The sequence below is a fragment of the Microbispora sp. H10949 genome (assembly GCF_014161435.1).
GTDB lineage: Bacteria > Actinomycetota > Actinomycetes > Streptosporangiales > Streptosporangiaceae > Microbispora > Microbispora triticiradicis.
The window spans coordinates 415,724-434,432 of the sequence record NZ_JABBWZ010000004.1 but is presented as its reverse complement, the minus strand read 5'-3'; the positions used below and the strand labels follow the sequence as shown (position 1 = coordinate 434,432).

The window sequence follows — 18,709 nt, the reverse complement described above, 5'->3', positions numbered from 1 at the left end:
CCGCCGGTGGCCTGCGTCGGCAGGATGTCGGCAGGATAACGACGGCCGCCCCTCGCAGGCGGCGAATCGCCGGATTACGCTCGCCTCCGGTCAGGCGGCGGTGAAGCGGACCTCTCGGGTGGCGGGGTCGGCGCGGGTGAGCCGTACGGGGATGCGCTCGCCGAGCGGAAGCCGGTCGCCGTCGCAGCGAGCGATGACGGCCGGGTCGGCCACCTGCACCTGCCCGCCCGGTTTGCCGTCGGCGACGTCGATGACGACCGCCTCGAAGACCTGGCCGATCCGGGGCCGCAGCACGGCCGCCTCGACGAGGTCGACGCAGGCCCGCTCGACCGCCGCGGCCCGTCTGCCGCCCTCGGCCATCCGCCCGGGCAGGTCGGGCAGCGCCCGCGCGACGTCTTCGGGGACCGGCCGGCCCGCCGTCGCCGCCAGGCAGACCTCCGTGCCGTACCGGTCGACGAGCCGCCGCAGCGGCGCGGTCACGTGCGCGTACGGCGCGCCGACGGCGGCGTGGAGCGACTGCTCGGGCGGGCTGCCGTCGAAGGCGGTGTAGGCCGCGCCGCGCAGCAGCACGGTCGACTCGTGCAGGAACGCGGCGTGGCCGGGGAGCGCGGGATCGAGGCCGTGCACGACGTCGGCGTACGTCGCGCCGTCCGGCCAGGGCACCCCGAGCGCGGCGGCCACCCGGCGGACCTTGGCGACGTCCTCGGGGCCGGCCTGGGGGAGCACCCGCAGCACGCCGACGCCCGCCTCCAGCATGATCCGGGCGGCGGCGATCCCGGTGAGCAGGGAGATCTGCGCGTTCCACGCCTCGCAGGGCTGGTTGCCGCGGAACTCCAGCCGGTAGCCGCCGGCGCCGTCGGCCACCACCTCCTGGTCGGGCGTCGGCAGCGACAGCCCGCCCCTGGCCCGCTCCCGTTCCAGCCGCAGCGGCCCCACCTCGGCGAGCAGGGCGAGCGTGCCCTCCGCCCGCCCGGCGTCCACGGCGGCCTGGACCGTCTCGTAGTCGAGCCGATCGCGGCTGCGGACCAGCGCCCTGCGCAGGTCGACGGCCTCGATCTCGCCGGCCGCGTCGAGGTCGAGCCGCCACAGCACGGCGGGACGGGTCTGCCCGGGGAGCAGGCTGGCCGCGCCCTCCGACAGGACCGGAGGATGCAGCGGCACCCGGCCGTCGGCCATGTAGACGGTCTCGCCGCGGCTCCGCGCCTCGCCGTCGATCGCCCCCTCCGGCCGGACGAACGCCCCGACGTCGGCGATCGCGTACCAGACGCGGTAGCCCGGTCCGCGCCGCTCGATGCACAGCGCCTGGTCGAGGTCCATCGAGCCGGGCGGGTCGATCGTCACCAGCGGCAGGCCGGTGTGGTCCTCGGCGGGTACGGCCGGAGCCTTCGCGACCTGTTCGGCCTCCTCCTGCACGGGCTCGGGAAAGCCGTCCGGGAGATGGAAGTCACCGCGGATGCGGGCGAACCCGTCCCGGAGGCCGTTCGCGGTGTCCCGAAGGCGGATCGTCGTGTACGGCACGCGATCAACCTACCCGAGCCCGGACATATCAGGCCGTAAACGACCTGCGAAGATCACCCCACGGATGCATGCCGAGTCGATGCCGAACCTGGGCGAGAAGGTCAACCGCAAGCGCGTCGAACGGCTGATGCGGGTGGACCAGTCGATCGCGGACCCCGACTTGGGGACGCGTGAGATTTTTTGGGATTCAATACCAGAGGCGCGCTCACTGATCACAGAGTTGGAAGATAACGAGGCCGAAGAGGCCGCAGAGGTAGGCCGAGAGCCATTCGTCACCATATCTACCTATGTGATCAACCTACTAGTTATCTTCGAGGAGGCCGCAGAAAAAGGGCAGCTTGAGACTGTTGATCACTTCCTTGATGCTTACGAGAAGATTCTCGAGATAAATGACGAATGCACGAACTCGGTGATCGACGACTGGGTGATCAAACGAGTCCGTCGTCTGGGCGAGAAGGTGAAGTCGCGCTGTGGCCCTCTTCTGGGGGTGCGGGCCTTTCCCGAGGAACAGCAGGAGTGAACGGCCTGCGGCCGGCCCGCCGTACGGGCGCGCTGTCGTCACCGATCGCGCCCGCGATGCGGCCGCTCTTGTCGATCACGAAACACCGGCTCGCTGCTGATGCCGTGCTCGGCGAGGGTCTCCAGCCAAGCTGAACCAACCCCCACCGGGCAGGTATCAGGATGGGAGCCGTACGGCAGCGGCACGCTGACGCCGCGGGCGTCGTGGGCGGGGACGGCGACGGAACGCTTCCCGGTGACCAGCGCTGGTGTGTCGTGGGCGGGCCGGTCATGGGATCACGACGAGGCGCCTGCCTTTGAGGTCGGTTCGCTGCCAGGCGGTCTCGATGTCGCTCAGCGGGACCTTCTCCACGTCGAAGGTGAGCTCGCCGGCCCGCGTCCACGTCACGATCTGCTGGTACGCCTCGTCCATGGTCTGCGGGTCGAGCCCCTTGGCCGCGCCGTAGATCTCCACGCCGGAGGTGCGCAGGCTCGACCCGGCGAGGGCGAGCTCAGCTCCGGCCGACTCCCCGATCTGGACCACCCGGGTCGGTTTGGCGAAGGCGAACGACCGCGGCACCAGTGCGCGCAACAGGATCTCGCTGGGCCTGCCCCACAGGTAGTCCACGACGACGTCGTAGCCGTCCCCCCTGGCGTCGAGGTACGCCTGCGCCAGAGCCTCGTCGGAGACCGCCGTGTTGATCACCGCGTCGGCTCCGATGGCCTGCACCTCGCGCAACTGGTCGTCGTCCCGGCCGGTGGCGACGATCCGGCCGGCGCCCAGCAGCCGGGCCACCTTGACCGCGAGCCGCCCGGCCACCCCGGTGGCGCCCTGCACCAGCACCGTCTCCCCGGGTACGAACCCGGCGGCCGTTCTCATCGACATCGCCGTGACGGCCGAGGCCATCACGGCCACCACGGCCGGGTCGATGCCGTCGGGGATCCGCACGTAGGAGCCCTGGGACACCACGGCCTTCTGGGCGAGCGCGCCGTAGGGCGGGCGGATGCCGCCGAACCCGACGAGCGTGCCGTCCGGGAGGGCGCCGATGCCGTCGAAGCCGGGGATCGCCGGAAACCGGCCGATGTACTTCTCGCTGGCGTAGTGCGTCCCGGCCGCGATCGCCTTGTCGACGTTCTCCACGGCGACCGCCTTGACATCGATGATCACTTCGCCGTCGCCGGCCACCGGATCGGGGAAGTCCTCGTGGCGCGGGATGCCGCCGGCCTCGTGGAGCACCGCTGCCTTCATGCCGGCTCCTGGCCTAAAAAGCGGGCGATCCGCGTCTGCCACGCCGCCAGGACGCGAGGCGGACGGGCCGGAGAGTGGTTGAACCCTTGGCGGTGTGAACGGTGGTGCGAACGGTGGTGCGTGGGCGAGTGCCGCCACCCATGGCCGTGGCGGGCCTGGCCCTGGTGCCCGGTGGGCTGCTCGGTGTGCGCGGGGATCCCCGGAATGCGATGGGTCGCCCAGTGCAGCAGGTCGCGGAGCGAGTGCCGGTGTCTCATCGTCGCCTCCTCTGGCGCCGCAATCTCTATCACTGATAGGGAACTCTACCACTGATAGGGTGCGGAAGGGAGGTGCCGGGATTGGCTCTGGACAAGCAGCGGATCGTCACCGAGGCCGTCGCGCTACTGGACGCCGAGGGTCTGGACGGCGTGACCACGCGCAAACTGGCCGCCCGGCTCGGCGTACAGTCGCCGACCCTTTACTGGCACTTCTCGAACAAGGCGGCGCTGGTCACCGCGATCGCCGAGGCGATTCTCGAGCAGCAGTTCCCCGAGCCGGCGCCGCCGGCGCCGGACGAGTGCTGGCAGGACTGGCTGATCGGCCTGGCCGGACGGCTGCGGCGCGCGTTGCTGGCCCACCCGGACGGAGCCCGGATCATCGCGGCCTCCCAACTGTCCCTCAAGATGGCCGACATCTCCGAGCTGGCGATGAGCACGCTGGTCGGGCGGGGCATTCCCCTGCGGCAGGCGCGCCTGATCGTGTTGACGGTGTTGCGCTTCACCGTCGGCTACGTCCTGGAGGAACAGGCCGGGCGCCCCGACGCGGACGCCCTGGACGGCTTCGACATGGCCGCGTACGCCGCGGCGTACCCCACCGTGATGGCCGGTGTGGCCGAGTACTTCCAACCCGGCCGCACCGTCGACGATCTGTTCCGCGACTGCCTGGAACAGATCATCCATGGTCCTGCCGCGCGGTCCGGTCCCACGTCCTGACCGTCGGCCGCGCCGCAGGCGGGTGAGCTTCTCCGGCGTCTGCTGCCACGGCTCGCACGGCATGGTCATCGGTGGGCGCCGCCGTGGCGGAGTCCGTTCATGAGGAGGGCGAACAGGCGGTCGGCCTGAGCTGAGCTGTCGGGGGTGTCCTGGGCGGCCCAGGCGATAGCGCCGATCATCTTCATCACGTCCGCGTCGTTCGCGTCGGAGACGATCACGCCCGTCTGCCGCGCCCTCGCGAGCAACGCCGCTCCCGCCTCGAACAGCTGCGCGTGCCAGGTCGATACCGGGCCATCCTCGTGATTGAGGGCCGAGTCCATCACGGCGGCCGACAGGCCCCGATAGGTCAGGCCATGCCTGAGCACGGCACGCATCCAGGTGGACAGCGCGTCGAATGCGTCCTCGGCCGTCAGCAGCCGGTGGCCAAGGTCGACCAACTGGGCTATCTGCTCGGAGAGCACCGCCTCGATGAGATCCAGCCGCTTGGGGAAATGCCGGTACAGCGTCCCGCTGGCCACCCCTGCCCGCCGAGCGATCTCGTCGAGTGAGGCGTCCACGCCGAACTCGGCGAACGCGATTTTCGCCTGCTCGATCAGCTGCTCGTAGTTCCGCCGGGCGTCCGCACGTCTCGGACGCCCGGCGGCCGGCCGTGGATCGTGGCCTGCCGACACCATGCGCGCACCTCTCCTTGCTAACCGGGGACATGGTCCGTTACCGTGATCACATCGAACCGGACCATGCCTCACTTTACTGGTACGGATCAGCCAGAGCATGGAGGGCCACCCCGATGACGCTGACGGAGCAGGACCGCATCGACATCACCGACCTGATCAATCTCCATGGCCACCTCACGGACGCCGGCAGGCTGGACCAGGCGAGCGAGCTGTTGACCCCGGATGTCACCTATGACCTGGACGACTTCGGCCTCGGCTCGTTGCACGGGACCGCGGCCATCCGTGAGGCCGCGCTCGCGCTGGGCAACGCCAACCCGGTCGGCCATCACGTCACCAACATCGTGATCACTCAGATCGACGACCGCTCGGCGCGGGTCCAGTCCAAAGGAATCGGCATCAAGGCCGACGGAACGGCCGGCAGCGTCGTCTACGACGACATCGTCGAGCGCCGGCCCGACGGCTGGAAGATCGGCTACCGCAGGGTGACCGCCAGGCGAGCGGCGCTCGGTGGGCGACAGGCCGGTCCGCGTGAGGTTCTGGAGCGTTACCGCCAGGCCGCCATCAGCCAGTCCGCCGATGAACTGAGGCGCGTCTACGCCCTCGACGCGTCCCACGAGTTCCCGTTCACACTTCCCGGCCTGCCGTCCCGGCTCGCGGGCAGGGACGAGATCGTGAACTGGATAACCGCCGGGTGGAAGGATCACCGGCTGAAGTACGAGGGTTACCGCACCCTTGCCATCCACGACACCGGTGACCCAGAGACGATCATCGTTGAGCAGGAGGCCCTCGGGACCAGCGTGACCACCGGCGACTTCGCGCTTCCCAACCTCGTTGTGCTCACCGTGCGCGACGGGCAGATCACCCGCCTGCGCGACTACGTCAACATCCCGGCAGCCACGGCCGCCATGGGACGGGATGTGTGAACGCGCCATCGATGACGCCTCCGCGGCCCTGCGAGCACCGTGCGCGCTTACGCCGCTGCCGCGAACCGGCGAGGCCGCGTCGCTGTAAGCCGCGTGCAAGGATCACGCAAGAAAGTCGCATCCCCATCGCCTTACGTTCTGCTCATGAGAAAGACGACCCGCGCCTCCGCCCTGGTTTTCGTCGCGGCGGTTGCGGCACTCCTGACGTCGGCCGCTCCGGCCAACGCCCTCGTCGACGGGTACACGAACAACACGTCGCCGGATGCACCCGTATGCACTAGCGGCAAAATCGGGAGCGACAGATACTACGCGCATTGCAGTTATACGCACTACATCTCCGTGTTCCGGTCGGGAACGAGTTACTACGAGGCCGTACAGAAAATCAATCCGGAGATGTCCAGCGCCATCACAGCCCTGGACGACGCGGACGGCTGCGGCGCGGTACTGCTCACCAGCAGCAACAAATATCTGCATTTCCCGACGAACGCTGCGGCATCTGACCAGTACCAGTGGTTCCAGGGCGATCCAGAATATGGAGTCGAGACGACGGCCAAAGTGTCGCAGACCTGCATGTGGATCTTCGGGGGTGGCTGACCACACTCCGACCGTGCTCGCACAGCGACGGGTACCGGCGATCGGCCTGCCGGGCGTCGTCGGAATTGGTCCTTCGTACGCCTGCGAAATCGGACCTTATCGAGGGTACCGATTCCTGTCAGCCTGAGTGGCATGAGAACGACAGCGACCCGCTTCGACGGCCGGCTCCTCACGCCTGGCGACGCCGGCTACGACACCGCCCGCACCGTGTGGAACGCCATGGTCGACCGGCGTCCACGCATGATCGTCCGCGCGGCGGGCGTCTCCGACGTGGTCGCCGCCGTGCGCCTGGCCCGGGAACTGGACCTGGAGATCGGCGTGCGCTGCGGCGGCCACAACGTCGCCGGTTTCGCCGTGCCCGACGGTGGTCTCATGATCGACCTGACGCTCATGGGGGGCGTGCGGATCGACCCGGTCCGTCGCCGGGCCCGGGTGCAGGGCGGCGCGTTGCTCGGCGCGCTCGACCGGGCGTCCCAGGCGTACGGCCTGGCGACCACCGCGGGCAACGTCTCGCACACCGGCGTCGGCGGCCTCACGCTCGGCGGCGGCATGGGCTGGCTGGCCCGCCAGTACGGCCTGGCCTGCGACAACGTCGTCTCCTACACGATGGTCACCGCCGAGGGGGACGTGGTGACGGCGAGCCGCAGCGAGAACCCCGACCTGTTCTGGGGCCTGCGCGGCGGTGGCGGCAACTTCGGCGTCGTCACCGAGTTCGAGTTCCAGTTGCATCGCGTCGGCACGCGGACGCTGGTCGCCGAGCTCGACTTCCGCGCCGAGGACGCCGTCCCGGTCATCGAGGGCTGGCGCGACCTGAACGCCGTCGCGCCCCGGCAGGCGACGTTCACCGCCGATGTCGGCAGCGGTCCCGCCGGCCCGATCGCCACGCTGGGGTTCGTGTGGGTCGGCGACCCGGCCGAGGGCCGCCGGCTGCTCCCCGCGATGCGGGCGCTCGGACGTCCCGTCGCCACTCGGGTCACCACACCGTCGTACCTCGAACTTCAGCGGCGTGACGACTCCACCGGCGGTCACGCCTACCGCCGCTATTCCAAGGCGCACTACCTGCGGAGCTTTCCCACCGCGGCGATCGAGGCGTTCCTGCTGCGCGGCGCCGCCGACCTGAGCGCGAGCCCGGACCTGCCGGGCGTCGGCCTGCAGGCGCACGGCGGCGCGATCGCCGACGTTCCGGAAGCGGACGCGGCGTTCGGTCACCGCGGCACGATGTTCGAGTTCGGGGCCGGCTGCCGCTGGAGCGACCCGGCCGAGGACGACGCCAGGATGGGTGCCGCCCGCGCCGCCGGCGCGTCGCTCGAGCCGTACGCGAGCGGGGTGTACGTCAACTCGTTGACGGCCGACGAACTGGCCGATGGGCAGCACGGCGTGCGGCGGGCGTATCCGGCCGCGAAGCTGGCCCGGCTGACCGCGGTGAAGACCGCGTACGACCCGGCCAACGTGTTCCATCTGAACCAGAACATCCGCCCGGCATCCTGACGCGCAGCGCTTACGCGGGATCAGGGTGCCCGTACGTCTCTGATGGCCGTCGCCAGCAGCGCGACCCCCTCGGCGATGGCGGCCTCTCCGAGGGTGGCGTAGCCGAAGATGAGGCCACCCGGTCCGGTGCCGGCGATCCGGTAGGGGCCGACGCCGTGGATGGCGAGCCCGTGCCGGGCGGCGGCCGTCACCACCGCCGCCTCGTCGAGGCCGGGCGGGAGCCAGGCGACCACGTGCTGCCCGGCGGCGATTCCGGCCGGTTCCAGATCGGGCAGGTGGGTGCGCAGGGCGCCCAGCAGCGCGTCGCGGCGGCGGCGGTACACCGGACGCATCCGGCGCAGGTGGCGGTCGAACTCGCCGCGGGCCAGGAAGTCGGCGAACGTCAACTGGTCGATGACCGGCGATCCGCGGTCGGCGAGCACCTTCGCCGCGGCGACGTCGGCGACCAGATGGGGAGGCACCACCAGCCAGCCGAGCCGCAACCCCGGAGCGAGCGTCTTGCTGGCCGTACCGCAGTAGACGACGTGATCGGGCGCCAGGCCCTGCATGGCGCCCACCGGCGACCGGTCGTAGCGGTACTCCGCGTCGTAGTCGTCCTCGACCACGATCGCGCCGCGGCGTTCCGCCCAGCGGATCACCTCGGCCCGCGCCGCGGCCGACAGCACTCCTCCGGTGGGCCACTGGTGCGACGGCGTGAGCACGACCGCATCGGCGTCGGCCCGATGGAGGGCGTCGACCTGAACGCCGTCCGGCCCCACCGGGATGCCGACCACGTCCAGACCGGCGGCGCCGGCCAGCACCCGGGCGTCGTCGTTGGACGACGGGTCTTCCAGGGCGATCCGCCTGGCGCCGTGCCGGACGAGCACCTGGATCAGCAGCGAGATGCCCTGCCCGTAGCCGCTGCAGATCACCATGTTGCCGGGGACGGCCGCGGTGCCGCGCACCCGGTTGAGGTAGTCGCACAGGGTCTCGTGCAGTTCCGGCACGCCACGCCCGTCGAGGTAGGCGAACCGGTCGTTGGGCGTGTTGGTGAGCACGGTCCGGACCGAGCGCAGCCATGCGGCCCGCGGGAACTGTGAGACGTCGGTGCGCCCGTACCCGAAGTCGACCCTGCAGCCGGCACCGAGGCCGGCACTACGCGCGGCCGGCCGCGCCGTCGAAGCCGCGGAAGCCGTGGGGGCCGCGCCGGCCGGCGGCATCGACGCGGCGACCTGGGTGTAACCGCCCGACCGGCTGACGAGGTAACCCTCGGCGACGAGCTGCTGATAGGCCTCCACCACGACCCCGCGGGACACCCCGAGACCTGTCGCGAGGGTGCGGGTGGGCGGCAGCGACGCGCCCGCTCGCATCAGGCCGGCCCGGATGCGGGCGCGGATGGACGTCTCGATCTGCCGGTGCAGGGGCACCCCGGCGTCGCGGTCCAGCTTGATGAGCAGCTCGTCGGCCGGCCCGGAATTGGTCCTCACGCGCCCCACGGGATCGGACCCTACCGGCGTGTACCGATTCCTGCCAGGCCGAGTGACCTGCCGGCGCTGCGCCTACCCCAGGGTGGCGAGCAGGCGGTTGAGCGGGCTGTCCAGGCCGTACTTCTGCGCCAGCGCGACCAGCCTCTCGGGGTCGCGGGGCGCGGCGGGAAGGCTGACGTCGACGTCCGGCAGCGGCACGTCGTGGGCCACCCTGACCACGGCGGGGGCGACCTCCAGGTAGTCGCGGGCGGCGGCGAGCCTGGCCCGCGCGCCCGCCGGGAAGCCGTCGGCGCCGCCCTCGTCCAGCGCGGCGAGCAGGGCGGGGAGGGAGCCGAAGCGGGTGATGAGCGCGGCGGCCGTCTTCTCGCCGACGCCGGGGACGCCGGGCAGGCCGTCGCTCGGGTCGCCGCGCAGCGTCGCGAAGTCGGCGTACGCCCGGCCGGGGATGCCGTACTTCTCCCGGACGAAGGCCTCGTCGACGACCTGCAGGTTCCGAATTCCCCTTACTGTGTAAAGGGCCCGGCACGGCTTGTCGTCGTCCACGAGCTGGAACAGGTCCCGGTCGCCGGTGACGATGTCCACGGCCGTGCCGGCGGCGGTCGCGTACGTGCCGATGACGTCGTCGGCCTCGTAGCCGTCGACCCCGACGCGGGCGATCCCGAGCGCGTCCAGGACCTCCTCGATGACCGGCACCTGCGGGGCCAGCGTGTCCGGCACCTCCTCCTGGTCGCCACTCGCCACCCGGTGGGCCTTGTACGACGGGATCGCCGCCACCCGGAACGCGGGACGCCAGTCGGCGTCCATGCACGCGACGATCTCCCGGGGCGAGTGCTGCCGGACCAGGGTGGCGATCATGTCGAGGAGCCCGCGCACCGCGTTCACCGGCATGCCGTCCGGCGAGGTCACCGAGTCCGGAACCCCGTAGAAGGCACGGAAGTACAGCGACGGGGTGTCGAGAAGCATCAGCACCCGACCATTCTCACGCCTGTCAGGCCGTGCGCGGGCCGTCTCCGGTCACCGCCACCGCCAGCAGGCAGGTGTCGTCCTCGGGGTTGGGGCCGCCGATCGCCTCCAGCAGGCGGTCGAGGCTCGCGTCGAGGTCGGCCCCGGTCGCGCCGGTCGAGGCGGCCGCCCGCATGACGAGCGACACCCCGGCCCCGATGTCACGTGAGCGTCGCTCCACGAGGCCGTCGGTGAACATCAGCAGCAGGTCGCCGGGCTCGAGGCGGACGTCGGCCACCCCGTACGGCAGGCTCGACGTCGCCCCGAGCACGACTCCCCTGGGCGCCCCGAGCTGGCGCACGCCCCCCCGGCGCACCAGGATCGGGGCGGGATGCCCCGCCTGTGCCCACGTGAAAAGGCGGGACGCCGGGTCGAAGTGGCCGCACACCGCGGTCGCGGTCGTGTCGTCCAGGCGCGTGAGCACCAGGGCGTTCAGCCACGACAGCAGCATGCCGGGGGAGGCCCCGGTCATGCTCAGGCCGAGCAGGGCGTGCCGCAGCTGCGCCATCTCCGCGATCGCGGGCAGGCCGTGCCCCGACACGTCGCCGACGGCGAGGAACATGCGGCCGTCCGGGAGCGGGGCCGCGTCGTACCAGTCGCCCCCGAGGCTCGACTCCCGGCCGGCCGGGACGTACCGGACCGCGATCCGGGCGTACGGCAGCTCGATCGAGGCGCCGGGCTCGGGCAGGATCGCCTCCCGCAGCGCCAGCGTGACGCGCCGTTCCTCGGCGGCGCGCTCCCGCGCCTCCTGTGTCTGCCGCCAGGAATCGGTCACCACCAGCTCCGCCCACCGCCGTCCGCCGGCGTCCGCGACCGTCTCCGGCACCCGCTCGGGGACGGGCTCCAGCAGCGCCGGAGGGGGCCCGTACTCGGCGGGTCCCGGCTCGGGCACGGCGACGCCCGAGGGCGCTCCGGCGGGAAGGGTGCCGACGGAGGCGGCGGCGGGAGTCACGTCCGGGCTGTCCGCGGGGGGAAGGGCGGGCTTCGCGCCGCCCACTACGCCGACCATCTGTCTCGCTCTCGATGCCGCTCTTGCACTGTCGTGCGGACGATTCGTGATCGTCCTGACGCGGAGCGTAGCAGTAGTGCTTACCCCGAGGATTGGAATTCTTCTACGGCGTGGAATAAGCCGCTGCCTCTCGCGGCCCGCCCGCGTGCGTCTGTGCTAAGGGTCCCCGTGTACGCCATCGGGGTCCGGATCTCGTTAGATTGGGCATCGTGACAACGACGTCTCCGGATGCCTCCGCCCTGTATCCCACGACCCGCCCGGCCGCCGTGCGCGAGGCCGCCGGCCGCGCCGGTCTCGACGCGCTGCTGCTGACGCCCGGCCCGGACCTCCGCTACGTCACCGGGTACGACGCCATGCCGCTCGAACGCCTGACCTGTCTCGTCGTGCCGGCGTCCGGCGAGCCGTTCCTGATGGTGCCGCGTCTCGAACTGCCCGCCGCGGAGCACTCGCCCGCCTCCCGGCTCGGTGTCGAGTTCGTCGCCTGGGACGAGACCGACGACCCGTTCGCCGAGGTGGCCCGCCGCCTGGGCCCGGTCGCCCGGGTCGGGCTCGCCGACCGCATGTGGGCGCTGCAGTCGCTGCGGTTCCGTGCGGCGATGCCCGGCGCGGAGCAGACGCTGGCCGGCGACGTGCTGCGTGAGTTGCGGATGCGTAAGTCGCCCGCCGAGAAGGCGGCGCTGGCGGAGGCCGGGGCGGCCATCGACGCCGTGCACGCCCTCGTCCCCGGGCTGCTCAAGGCGGGCCGCACCGAGCGCGAGGTCGGCAGGGACATCGCCGAGGCGATCGTCGAGGCGGGGCACGCCCGGGTCGACTTCGTGATCGTGGGCTCCGGCCCGAACGGCGCGAGCCCGCACGCGGAGCTGACCGACCGGGTGATCCGGCCCGGGGAGCCCGTCGTCGTGGACATCGGCGGCACGATGCCGAGCGGCTACTGCTCCGACTCCACCCGGGTGTACTGCGTCGGTGAGCCGCCGGCCGACTTCGCGGCGTACTACGAGGTGCTCAGGGCCGCCCAGGAGGCCGCCTGCGCCCACGTGCGGCCCGGGGTGACCTGCGAGTCCGTGGACGCCGCCGCCCGCGAGGTGATCGCCGAGGCGGGGTACGGAGAGTACTTCGTCCACCGCACCGGGCACGGCATCGGCCTGGAGACCCACGAGGAGCCGTACATCGTCGCGGGCAACACCGAGGAGATGCGGCCGGGGTTCGCGTTCTCCGTCGAGCCCGGAATCTACCTGCCGGGACGTCACGGCGCCCGGATCGAGGACATCGTCGTCTGCGGCGAGACGGCGGGCGAGCGGCTGAACGGCACCACCAGGGAGCTCGTCGTCGTGTGATCGCCGAGATCGTCCCGCTGGAGCGCGTCGTCCGCGAGACCCCGACGGTCAGGACCGGCCCGGGCGGCGCGGGCGGGGCACATCCGGGAGCGAGATCGTTCCATCGCGGAAGGGGTCCGGCGGCGATTCCCCGGCCGGGTCCCGCCGCCGCTACCGTTGCTGGGGTGGAGGAGATAGATCGCCGCATCGTCACGCTGCTGGCGGCGGACGGCCGGATGAGCTTCACCGATCTGGCCAAGGAGACCGGGCTCTCGGTCTCCGCCGTGCACCAGCGCGTACGCAGGCTCGAAAAGCGCGGAGTGATCCGTGGATACGCCGCGCTCGTCGACTACGACGAGATCGGGCTTCCCCTCACGGCGTTCGTCTCGATCAAGCCGAACGACCCCTCCGCGCCGGACGACGCCCCGGTGCGGCTCAGCCATCTGACCGCGATCGAGGCCTGCCACAGCGTCGCGGGGGATGAAAGTTACATCCTCAAGGTGCGTGTCGCCTCTCCGCTCGGCCTGGAGGAACTGCTCCAGCAGATCCGCGCCTCCGCGAACGTCAGCACCCGCACGACGGTCGTCCTCAGTACGCCGTACGACTACCGCTCCCCGGTGCTCGGAAGAGAACCGGAGGCAGGAGCCGCCGAGGGGTGACCGACCAAACCGGTCAAACGGCCCGCCAGGGTGCACAGTGGGACGACGTCGCGCCCGATGCTGGAAAAGGGCGGGACGGCACGTAGAATCTGGCGGCCTATGCCACCATCTTCGACGGGCGAGCTGGCCCGGGAGCAGAAGTACGTCGCGACGCTGTACGAGCGCCTCGACGTGCTGCGGGAACGCACGCGCGGGCAGCTCGACGCCGTGCTGGCCCAGGGGGCCTCCGGCACCCACCAGAACCGTTCGGAGCGCGACTCGTTCGCCGGCATGTACGCCCAGCGCCTCGCCCGTCTGTGGGCCGTGGAGCACGGCCTGTGCTTCGGCCGCCTCGACCTCGCCGAAGAGAACGAGAACGAGGCGGAAGAGAGCCACGCGGCAGAAGATCGGGCCGATGAGGGCCGGGCCGACGAGAGGCGGCTCTACATCGGCCGCATCGGCCTGTCGGACGACGACCAGCACCGGCTGCTCATCGACTGGCGGGCCCCGGTGGCGCAGCCGTTCTACCGGGCCACCCCGGCCGCCCCGATGGGCGTCACCCGGCGGCGCCACCTGCACAGCCGGGGCCGCACGGTCACCTCGATCGACGACGACCTGCTCGACCTCGACCGCATCAGCGACGCCGACCGGGCCACGCTGAACGGCGAGGCGGCCCTGCTGGCCGCGCTCGGCGAGAAGCGCACCGGCCGGATGCGCGACATCGTCGCGACGATCCAGGCCGAACAGGACAAGATCATCCGCAGTGACCTGAACGGCGTGCTCGTCGTCCAGGGCGGGCCGGGCACCGGCAAGACCGTGGTGGCCCTGCACCGCGCGGCCTACCTCCTCTACACCTACCGGGAGCGCCTGGAACGCCGCGGCGTGCTGATCCTCGGGCCCAACCTCACGTTCCTGCGCTACATCGAGCAGGTGCTGCCGTCCCTCGGCGAGACCGACGTGCTGCTGTCCACGGTCGGCGAGCTGTACCCGGGTGTCACCCCGGGCAGGCGGGAGCCCGCCGAGGCCGCCGCGGTCAAGGGCCGGGGCGCGATGGCCCGCGTGATCGAGCGGGCCGTGCGGGAGCGCCAGCGGATGCCGCGCACGCCCGTGGAGATCAGGCTCGACAAGTTCACCCTCTCCCTCGACCGGCAGACGCTGGAGGCGGCCCGCTCGAAGGCCGGCCGCTCGCGCCGCCCGCACAACCAGGCGAGGGCCGTGTTCGTCCGGCACCTGCTGACCGCGCTCACCCGGCAGGCGGCCCGGCATCTCGGGCGGGGCTCGCTCGACGAGGCCGACTTCGCCGACCTGCGCGAGGAGCTGCGCACCGAGGAACCGGTGCGGGTGGCGCTCAACCGGCTGTGGCCGTACCTCACGCCCCAGCAGCTGCTGATCGGCCTGTTCACCGACCGCGGCCGGATGGCCGCGGCGGGGCTGGACGCCCGGGAGTGCGACCTGCTGCTGCGCGAGCCGCCCAGGACGGGCGAGAGGCCCGGGGACGGGCCCGGCGAGAAGGCCGGAGACAAGCAGGGCGAGAACTGGTGGAGCGAGGCCGACGTGCCGCTGCTCGACGAGGCCGCCGAGCTGCTCGGCGACATCGACGAGGGCGTGCTGCGCGCGGCGCGCAGGGCCGAGCAGGAGCGCGAGGAGCGCATCGCCTACGCCCGCGAGGTGCTGGAGCTGACCGGCCTCGCCGACGTGATGGACGCCGAGCGCTTCGCCGAGCGGCACCAGGCCGACGACCCCTACCTCACCACCGCCGAGCGGGCCGCCCGGGACCGTACGTGGGCCTTCGGCCACGTGATCGTGGACGAGGCGCAGGAGCTGTCGGAGATGGCCTGGCGGATGGTGATGCGCCGCTGCCCGAGCCGGTCGATGACGATCGTCGGGGACATCGCGCAGACCGGGTCGGCCGCGGGCGCGGCGAGCTGGGGCCGGGTCCTCGACCCGTACGTCGCGGGCCGCTGGCGCGAGGAGCGCCTCACCGTCAACTACCGCACCCCGGCCGAGCTGATGGAGGTCGCCGCCCGCGTGCTCCAGCTCGTCGGCCCCGACCTCAAGGCGCCGGAGTCGGTGCGGGAGACCGGGGAGCGGCCGTGGGCCCTGCCGGTCGCCTCCCTGGCCGAGACGGGCCCGCTGGCCGCGGCCGAGGTGGTCGAGGAGGGCCGCGTCGTGGTGATCGTCCCGGCGGGCATGGCGGCGGAGATCGGGGAGATCGTCCGCTCGGCGGTGCCGGGCGCCGCCGTCGGCACGGGCCCTGCCGCGCTGGACGCGCCGGTCGCGGTGCTGCCGGTCGCCGAGGCCAAGGGGCTGGAGTTCGACGCGGTGATCGTGGTCGAGCCGGGGCTGATCCTGCGTGAGTCGTCCCGCGGGCCGAGCGACCTCTACGTGGCCCTCACCCGTGCCACGAGCCGTCTCGGCGTCGTCCACAGGGGTGAGCTGCCGCAGGTTCTGGAGGGACTGGGACGGCGCTGATCCAGGCCCCCTTCCCACCTGCGGAAACGTGATGTCTGCGCTGGTCAGGGAGTGGTTGACAACTGCGCTGAGGTCGGTAGTTTGCTGCGCAGTCCAGCACGGGACTGACCGGTTGGCCGTACTGTGGCGCCGTCGGCTCCTGCGTCGATGACGGAGCGTGGCTCCCGGGCCTGACCTGGGGATACCTCCGTCAGCACACCAGGCGTAGAGCCGCGTCCCGCCTAGGCGGGGCACCCCAGCCGGCCGGGGGGTTGGACCCAGGAGGGGCCCGGGCGCCCAGTAGACAACGGAGCTCCGCGCCCGCCGCCGACGGGACGGAACCGGTCCGAAGGGCGCCCGGGACCCCTTACCCCTCTCCTCTTCGCGAAGATCACCACTGTGGCGGCCGTAGAGTGGCCGGGGCTCGGTTTGGCGGGCTCCGGAGTCGTCTGCGACGCTGGACCTCGGTGAGTACGGGCAGGCGTGGCACCGGCTCGCGGCAGGTCATCGGGCTCACGACAGATGCCCCGGTGCTGGGAAGAGGCGAGGAGAGACCGCTCCGTGGCATTGAAGACGGCGCAGGAGCCGGCGGCGGCCGCCTCCCGCGCGGGCTCGTGGCGGGTGCCGGAGGCACCGGCCCGCCTCGCCGCATCCGTCGCGGGCGGCGTACTGCTCTACCTCGCCTTCCCGCCGCTCGGCTGGTGGTTCTGCGCCCCGCTGGGCGTGGCGCTGCTCGCCGTCGCGCTGCGCGGCGCCCGACCGCGCCGGGCCGCCTGGATCGGGTACGCGGGCGGGCTCGCGTTCCTGCTGCCCGCGCTGGCCTGGGTCCGTCCCATCGGGGACGACGCCTGGCTGGCCCTGGTGGGCGTCGAGAGCCTGTTCTGGGCGGCGCTGGCCGTCGCGGCCGCGCTCGTGATGCGGCTGCGCCTGTGGCCGCTGTGGGTCGCCTGCCTGTGGGTGGTGCAGGAATGGGCCCGGGGACTGTTCCCTGTCGGCGGCTTCCCGTGGGCGCGGCTGGCCTTCAGCCAGGGCGAGTCGCCGTACACGGGCTTCGCCGCCCTGGGCGGCGCGCCGCTTGTAACTTTCACCGTGGCCTTCACGGGCGCGCTGCTCGCCGCGCTGGTCAGAGGGCGTCCGCCGAGATGGCGCGCGGACCGGGTGGTTGCCGGAACGTTCCTCGCCGCGATAGCCGTACCAGTGCTGGGGCTGATCGTGCCCCGGCCCGGCGACGAGGGCAGGACTGTGCGGATCGGGGTCATCCAGGGCAACGTCCCTGGGCGGGGGATGAACTTCCTCGGCGACGAACCCGCCGTCGTGCTGCGCAACCACGCCGACGAGACGCACCGCATGGCGCAGGCCGTACGCGCCGGGACGCTTCCGCGCCCCGACATCGTGGTCTGGCCGGAGAACTCCACCGACATCGACCCCTACGACAGCGCGTACGCCCGGGAGGTCATCGACTCGGCGGTCAAGGACGTCGGCGTGCCGGTCCTGGTCGGCGCGGTCGTCAAGATCGGGGCCGAGAACCGGGCCACCCGTGGCGTGGTCTGGGACCCGGTCACCGGCCCCGGCGCGTACTACGACAAGCGGCGGCTGGTGCCGTTCGGGGAGTACACCCCGTTCAAGGACCTGTTCCTGGCCCTGTCGTCGCGGGCCAACCTGGTCGGCCGGCAGTCCGTCGCGGGCGACCGGCCGGGCGCGCTGCGGATGGGGCCGGTCACGATCGGCGCGGTGGAGTGCTACGAGGTCGCGTTCGACGGCACGGTGCGTGACGCGGTGCTGGCCGGCGGCACGCCCCTGGTGGTGCAGACCAACAACGCCAGTTACGCGCTCACCAACCTGCCCCCGCAGCAGCTCGCGATGTCGCAGCTGCGCGCGGTGGAGTTCAACCGCGCGGTGGTCACCGCGGCGACGACGGGGATCTCCGCGTACGTCGGCCCGGACGGCCGGGTCGGCTGGCGGACCGGTGAGCTCGTGGCGGGCATGAACGTGCTGGACGTGCCGGTCAGGACGCAGAAGACGGTGGCGGCAAGGGTAGGTGCGCTACCGGAGTGGGTTTTGGTACTCATGGGAGCCGGAGCGACGGTGGCGGCCGTCTCTGGGGCCATCTCTGGGCGGAGGAGAAGCTGATGGAGCGGACCCCAGGGCGGGTGCTCGTTATCGTCCCCACCTACAACGAGCGGGAGAACCTCCCGTTGATCACGCGGCGGCTGCGAGAGGCGCTGCCCGACGTCCACCTCCTCGTCGCCGACGACAACAGCCCGGACGGCACCGGCCGGATCGCCGACGAGCTGGCGGAGCGGGACGACCACGTCCACGTCCTGCACCGGACGAGCAAGCAGGGGCTGGGCGCGGCCTACATCGCCGGGTTCCGGTGGGGCCTCGCCGAGGGCTACGACGTGCTGGTCGAGATGGACGCCGACGGCTCCCACCAGCCCGAGGAGCTGCACAAGCTGCTCGACGCGGTGGCCGACGGCGCCGACCTGGCCATCGGCTCGCGCTGGGTGCCCGGCGGCAAGACCGTCAACTGGCCGGCCTCGCGCGAGTTCCTGTCCCGGGGCGCGAACACCTACGTCAGGCTGGTCCTCGGCATCCCGGTCCGCGACGCCACGGCGGGCTTCCGCGCCTACCGCGCGGCCACCCTGGAGAAGATCGAGCTGGACGGCGTCGAGTCGCAGGGCTACTGCTTCCAGGTGGACCTCACGCTCCGGACCGTGCGGCAGGGCCTGCGGGTGACCGAGGCGCCGATCACGTTCGTCGAGCGCACCGTGGGCAGCAGCAAGATGAGCCGTAAGATCATCCTTGAGGCGTTCTGGCGCGTCGCCCTCTGGGGTATCGCCGGCCTGGGGGAGCGGTTTCGCCCACGGCGATAGGCGCGGGGGAGATCCCCAGGAACCCCGGCGGGCGCGGGGACG

16 protein-coding genes are annotated in these 18,709 nt (G+C 72.0%); 10 read left to right on the top strand and 6 right to left on the bottom strand.

The window, feature by feature from the left end:
- Positions 1-90: 90 nt before the first annotated feature.
- Positions 91-1,518: an RNB domain-containing ribonuclease gene (locus HHX40_RS12300; RefSeq protein ID WP_310738060.1), complete on the bottom strand. Its 1,428-nt coding sequence runs from the start codon at positions 1,516-1,518 to the stop codon at positions 91-93.
- Here HHX40_RS12300 and HHX40_RS12295 point away from each other — a divergent pair.
- The gene (locus HHX40_RS12295; protein ID WP_182880669.1) at positions 1,508-2,038 is read left to right on the top strand and encodes a transposase; all 531 of its coding nucleotides are present in this window, start codon (positions 1,508-1,510) and stop codon (positions 2,036-2,038) included. The genes HHX40_RS12300 and HHX40_RS12295 overlap by 11 nt on opposite strands.
- A 267-nt stretch (positions 2,039-2,305) precedes the next feature.
- Here HHX40_RS12295 and HHX40_RS12290 read toward each other — a convergent pair whose 3' ends face one another.
- The gene (locus tag HHX40_RS12290) at positions 2,306-3,265 is read right to left on the bottom strand and encodes a quinone oxidoreductase family protein (RefSeq protein WP_182880668.1); all 960 of its coding nucleotides are present in this window, start codon (positions 3,263-3,265) and stop codon (positions 2,306-2,308) included.
- A 338-nt stretch (positions 3,266-3,603) separates the two neighbouring features.
- On the opposite strand from HHX40_RS12290, the gene HHX40_RS12285 reads away from it, so the two are divergent.
- On the top strand, positions 3,604-4,236 hold the full coding sequence (locus HHX40_RS12285; RefSeq protein WP_182880667.1) for a TetR/AcrR family transcriptional regulator C-terminal domain-containing protein: 633 nt from the start codon (positions 3,604-3,606) through the stop codon (positions 4,234-4,236).
- A gap of 65 nt (positions 4,237-4,301) precedes the next feature.
- Here the strand turns inward: HHX40_RS12285 and HHX40_RS12280 are convergent, their stop codons facing one another.
- Complete coding sequence (locus tag HHX40_RS12280) at positions 4,302-4,910, bottom strand: TetR/AcrR family transcriptional regulator (protein ID WP_182880666.1); 609 nt, start codon at positions 4,908-4,910, stop codon at positions 4,302-4,304.
- A gap of 113 nt (positions 4,911-5,023) precedes the next feature.
- On the opposite strand from HHX40_RS12280, the gene HHX40_RS12275 reads away from it, so the two are divergent.
- The 3 genes from HHX40_RS12275 (at position 5,024) to HHX40_RS12265 (ending at position 7,915) form a co-directional block, all read left to right on the top strand.
- Positions 5,024-5,833, top strand: a complete 810-nt coding sequence (locus HHX40_RS12275) for a nuclear transport factor 2 family protein (protein WP_182880665.1) — start codon at positions 5,024-5,026, stop codon at positions 5,831-5,833.
- 144 nt (positions 5,834-5,977) lie between these two features.
- Positions 5,978-6,427, top strand: a complete 450-nt coding sequence (locus HHX40_RS12270) for a hypothetical protein (RefSeq protein ID WP_182880664.1) — start codon at positions 5,978-5,980, stop codon at positions 6,425-6,427.
- 132 nt (positions 6,428-6,559) lie between these two features.
- The gene (locus tag HHX40_RS12265; RefSeq protein ID WP_182880663.1) at positions 6,560-7,915 is read left to right on the top strand and encodes an FAD-binding oxidoreductase; all 1,356 of its coding nucleotides are present in this window, start codon (positions 6,560-6,562) and stop codon (positions 7,913-7,915) included.
- Positions 7,916-7,935: 20 nt separating this feature from the next.
- Here the strand turns inward: HHX40_RS12265 and HHX40_RS12260 are convergent, their stop codons facing one another.
- The 3 genes from HHX40_RS12260 to HHX40_RS12250 form a co-directional block, all read right to left on the bottom strand.
- A complete protein-coding gene (locus tag HHX40_RS12260) occupies positions 7,936-9,381 on the bottom strand; it encodes a PLP-dependent aminotransferase family protein (RefSeq protein ID WP_220499020.1) in 1,446 nt (481 codons plus the stop codon).
- 72 nt (positions 9,382-9,453) lie between these two features.
- On the bottom strand, positions 9,454-10,344 hold the full coding sequence (locus HHX40_RS12255) for a 5'-3' exonuclease (protein WP_182874674.1): 891 nt from the start codon (positions 10,342-10,344) through the stop codon (positions 9,454-9,456).
- Between the two features lie 25 nt (positions 10,345-10,369).
- Entirely contained in the window at positions 10,370-11,392 is a 1,023-nt protein-coding gene (locus HHX40_RS12250) for a PP2C family protein-serine/threonine phosphatase (protein ID WP_182880661.1), read from the bottom strand.
- Positions 11,393-11,601: 209 nt separating this feature from the next.
- Between HHX40_RS12250 and HHX40_RS12245 the strand changes: the two genes are divergently transcribed.
- The 5 genes from HHX40_RS12245 (at position 11,602) to HHX40_RS12225 (ending at position 18,667) form a co-directional block, all read left to right on the top strand.
- A complete protein-coding gene (locus tag HHX40_RS12245) occupies positions 11,602-12,726 on the top strand; it encodes a M24 family metallopeptidase (protein WP_310741320.1) in 1,125 nt (374 codons plus the stop codon).
- A 164-nt stretch (positions 12,727-12,890) separates the two neighbouring features.
- Positions 12,891-13,364, top strand: a complete 474-nt coding sequence (locus HHX40_RS12240; RefSeq protein WP_117408305.1) for an Lrp/AsnC family transcriptional regulator — start codon at positions 12,891-12,893, stop codon at positions 13,362-13,364.
- Positions 13,365-13,463: 99 nt separating this feature from the next.
- Positions 13,464-15,815, top strand: a complete 2,352-nt coding sequence (locus HHX40_RS12235; protein ID WP_182880660.1) for a HelD family protein — start codon at positions 13,464-13,466, stop codon at positions 15,813-15,815.
- A 540-nt stretch (positions 15,816-16,355) separates the two neighbouring features.
- Positions 16,356-17,924 carry an apolipoprotein N-acyltransferase gene (lnt, locus tag HHX40_RS12230; protein ID WP_310738059.1) on the top strand — a complete coding sequence of 523 codons (1,569 nt, stop codon included), beginning with the start codon at positions 16,356-16,358 and terminating at the stop codon, positions 17,922-17,924.
- Positions 17,924-18,667: a polyprenol monophosphomannose synthase gene (locus HHX40_RS12225; RefSeq protein WP_138461107.1), complete on the top strand. Its 744-nt coding sequence runs from the start codon at positions 17,924-17,926 to the stop codon at positions 18,665-18,667. The genes lnt and HHX40_RS12225 overlap by 1 nt, the downstream gene beginning before the upstream one ends.
- Positions 18,668-18,709: the final 42 nt, after the last annotated feature.

Bases quoted from the DNA above. Each gene is read 5' to 3' on its own strand.
- HHX40_RS12290 (WP_182880668.1), bottom strand. From the start codon at position 3,265: ATGAAGGCAGCGGTGCTCCACGAGGCCGGCGGCATCCCGCGCCACGAG.
- HHX40_RS12280 (WP_182880666.1), bottom strand. From the start codon at position 4,910: ATGGTGTCGGCAGGCCACGATCCACGGCCGGCCGCCGGGCGTCCGAGA.
- HHX40_RS12275 (WP_182880665.1), top strand. From the start codon at position 5,024: ATGACGCTGACGGAGCAGGACCGCATCGACATCACCGACCTGATCAAT.
- HHX40_RS12270 (WP_182880664.1), top strand. From the start codon at position 5,978: ATGAGAAAGACGACCCGCGCCTCCGCCCTGGTTTTCGTCGCGGCGGTT.
- HHX40_RS12265 (WP_182880663.1), top strand. From the start codon at position 6,560: ATGAGAACGACAGCGACCCGCTTCGACGGCCGGCTCCTCACGCCTGGC.
- HHX40_RS12255 (WP_182874674.1), bottom strand. From the start codon at position 10,344: ATGCTTCTCGACACCCCGTCGCTGTACTTCCGTGCCTTCTACGGGGTT.
- HHX40_RS12250 (WP_182880661.1), bottom strand. From the start codon at position 11,392: ATGGTCGGCGTAGTGGGCGGCGCGAAGCCCGCCCTTCCCCCCGCGGAC.
- HHX40_RS12235 (WP_182880660.1), top strand. From the start codon at position 13,464: ATGCCACCATCTTCGACGGGCGAGCTGGCCCGGGAGCAGAAGTACGTC.
- HHX40_RS12225 (WP_138461107.1), top strand. From the start codon at position 17,924: ATGGAGCGGACCCCAGGGCGGGTGCTCGTTATCGTCCCCACCTACAAC.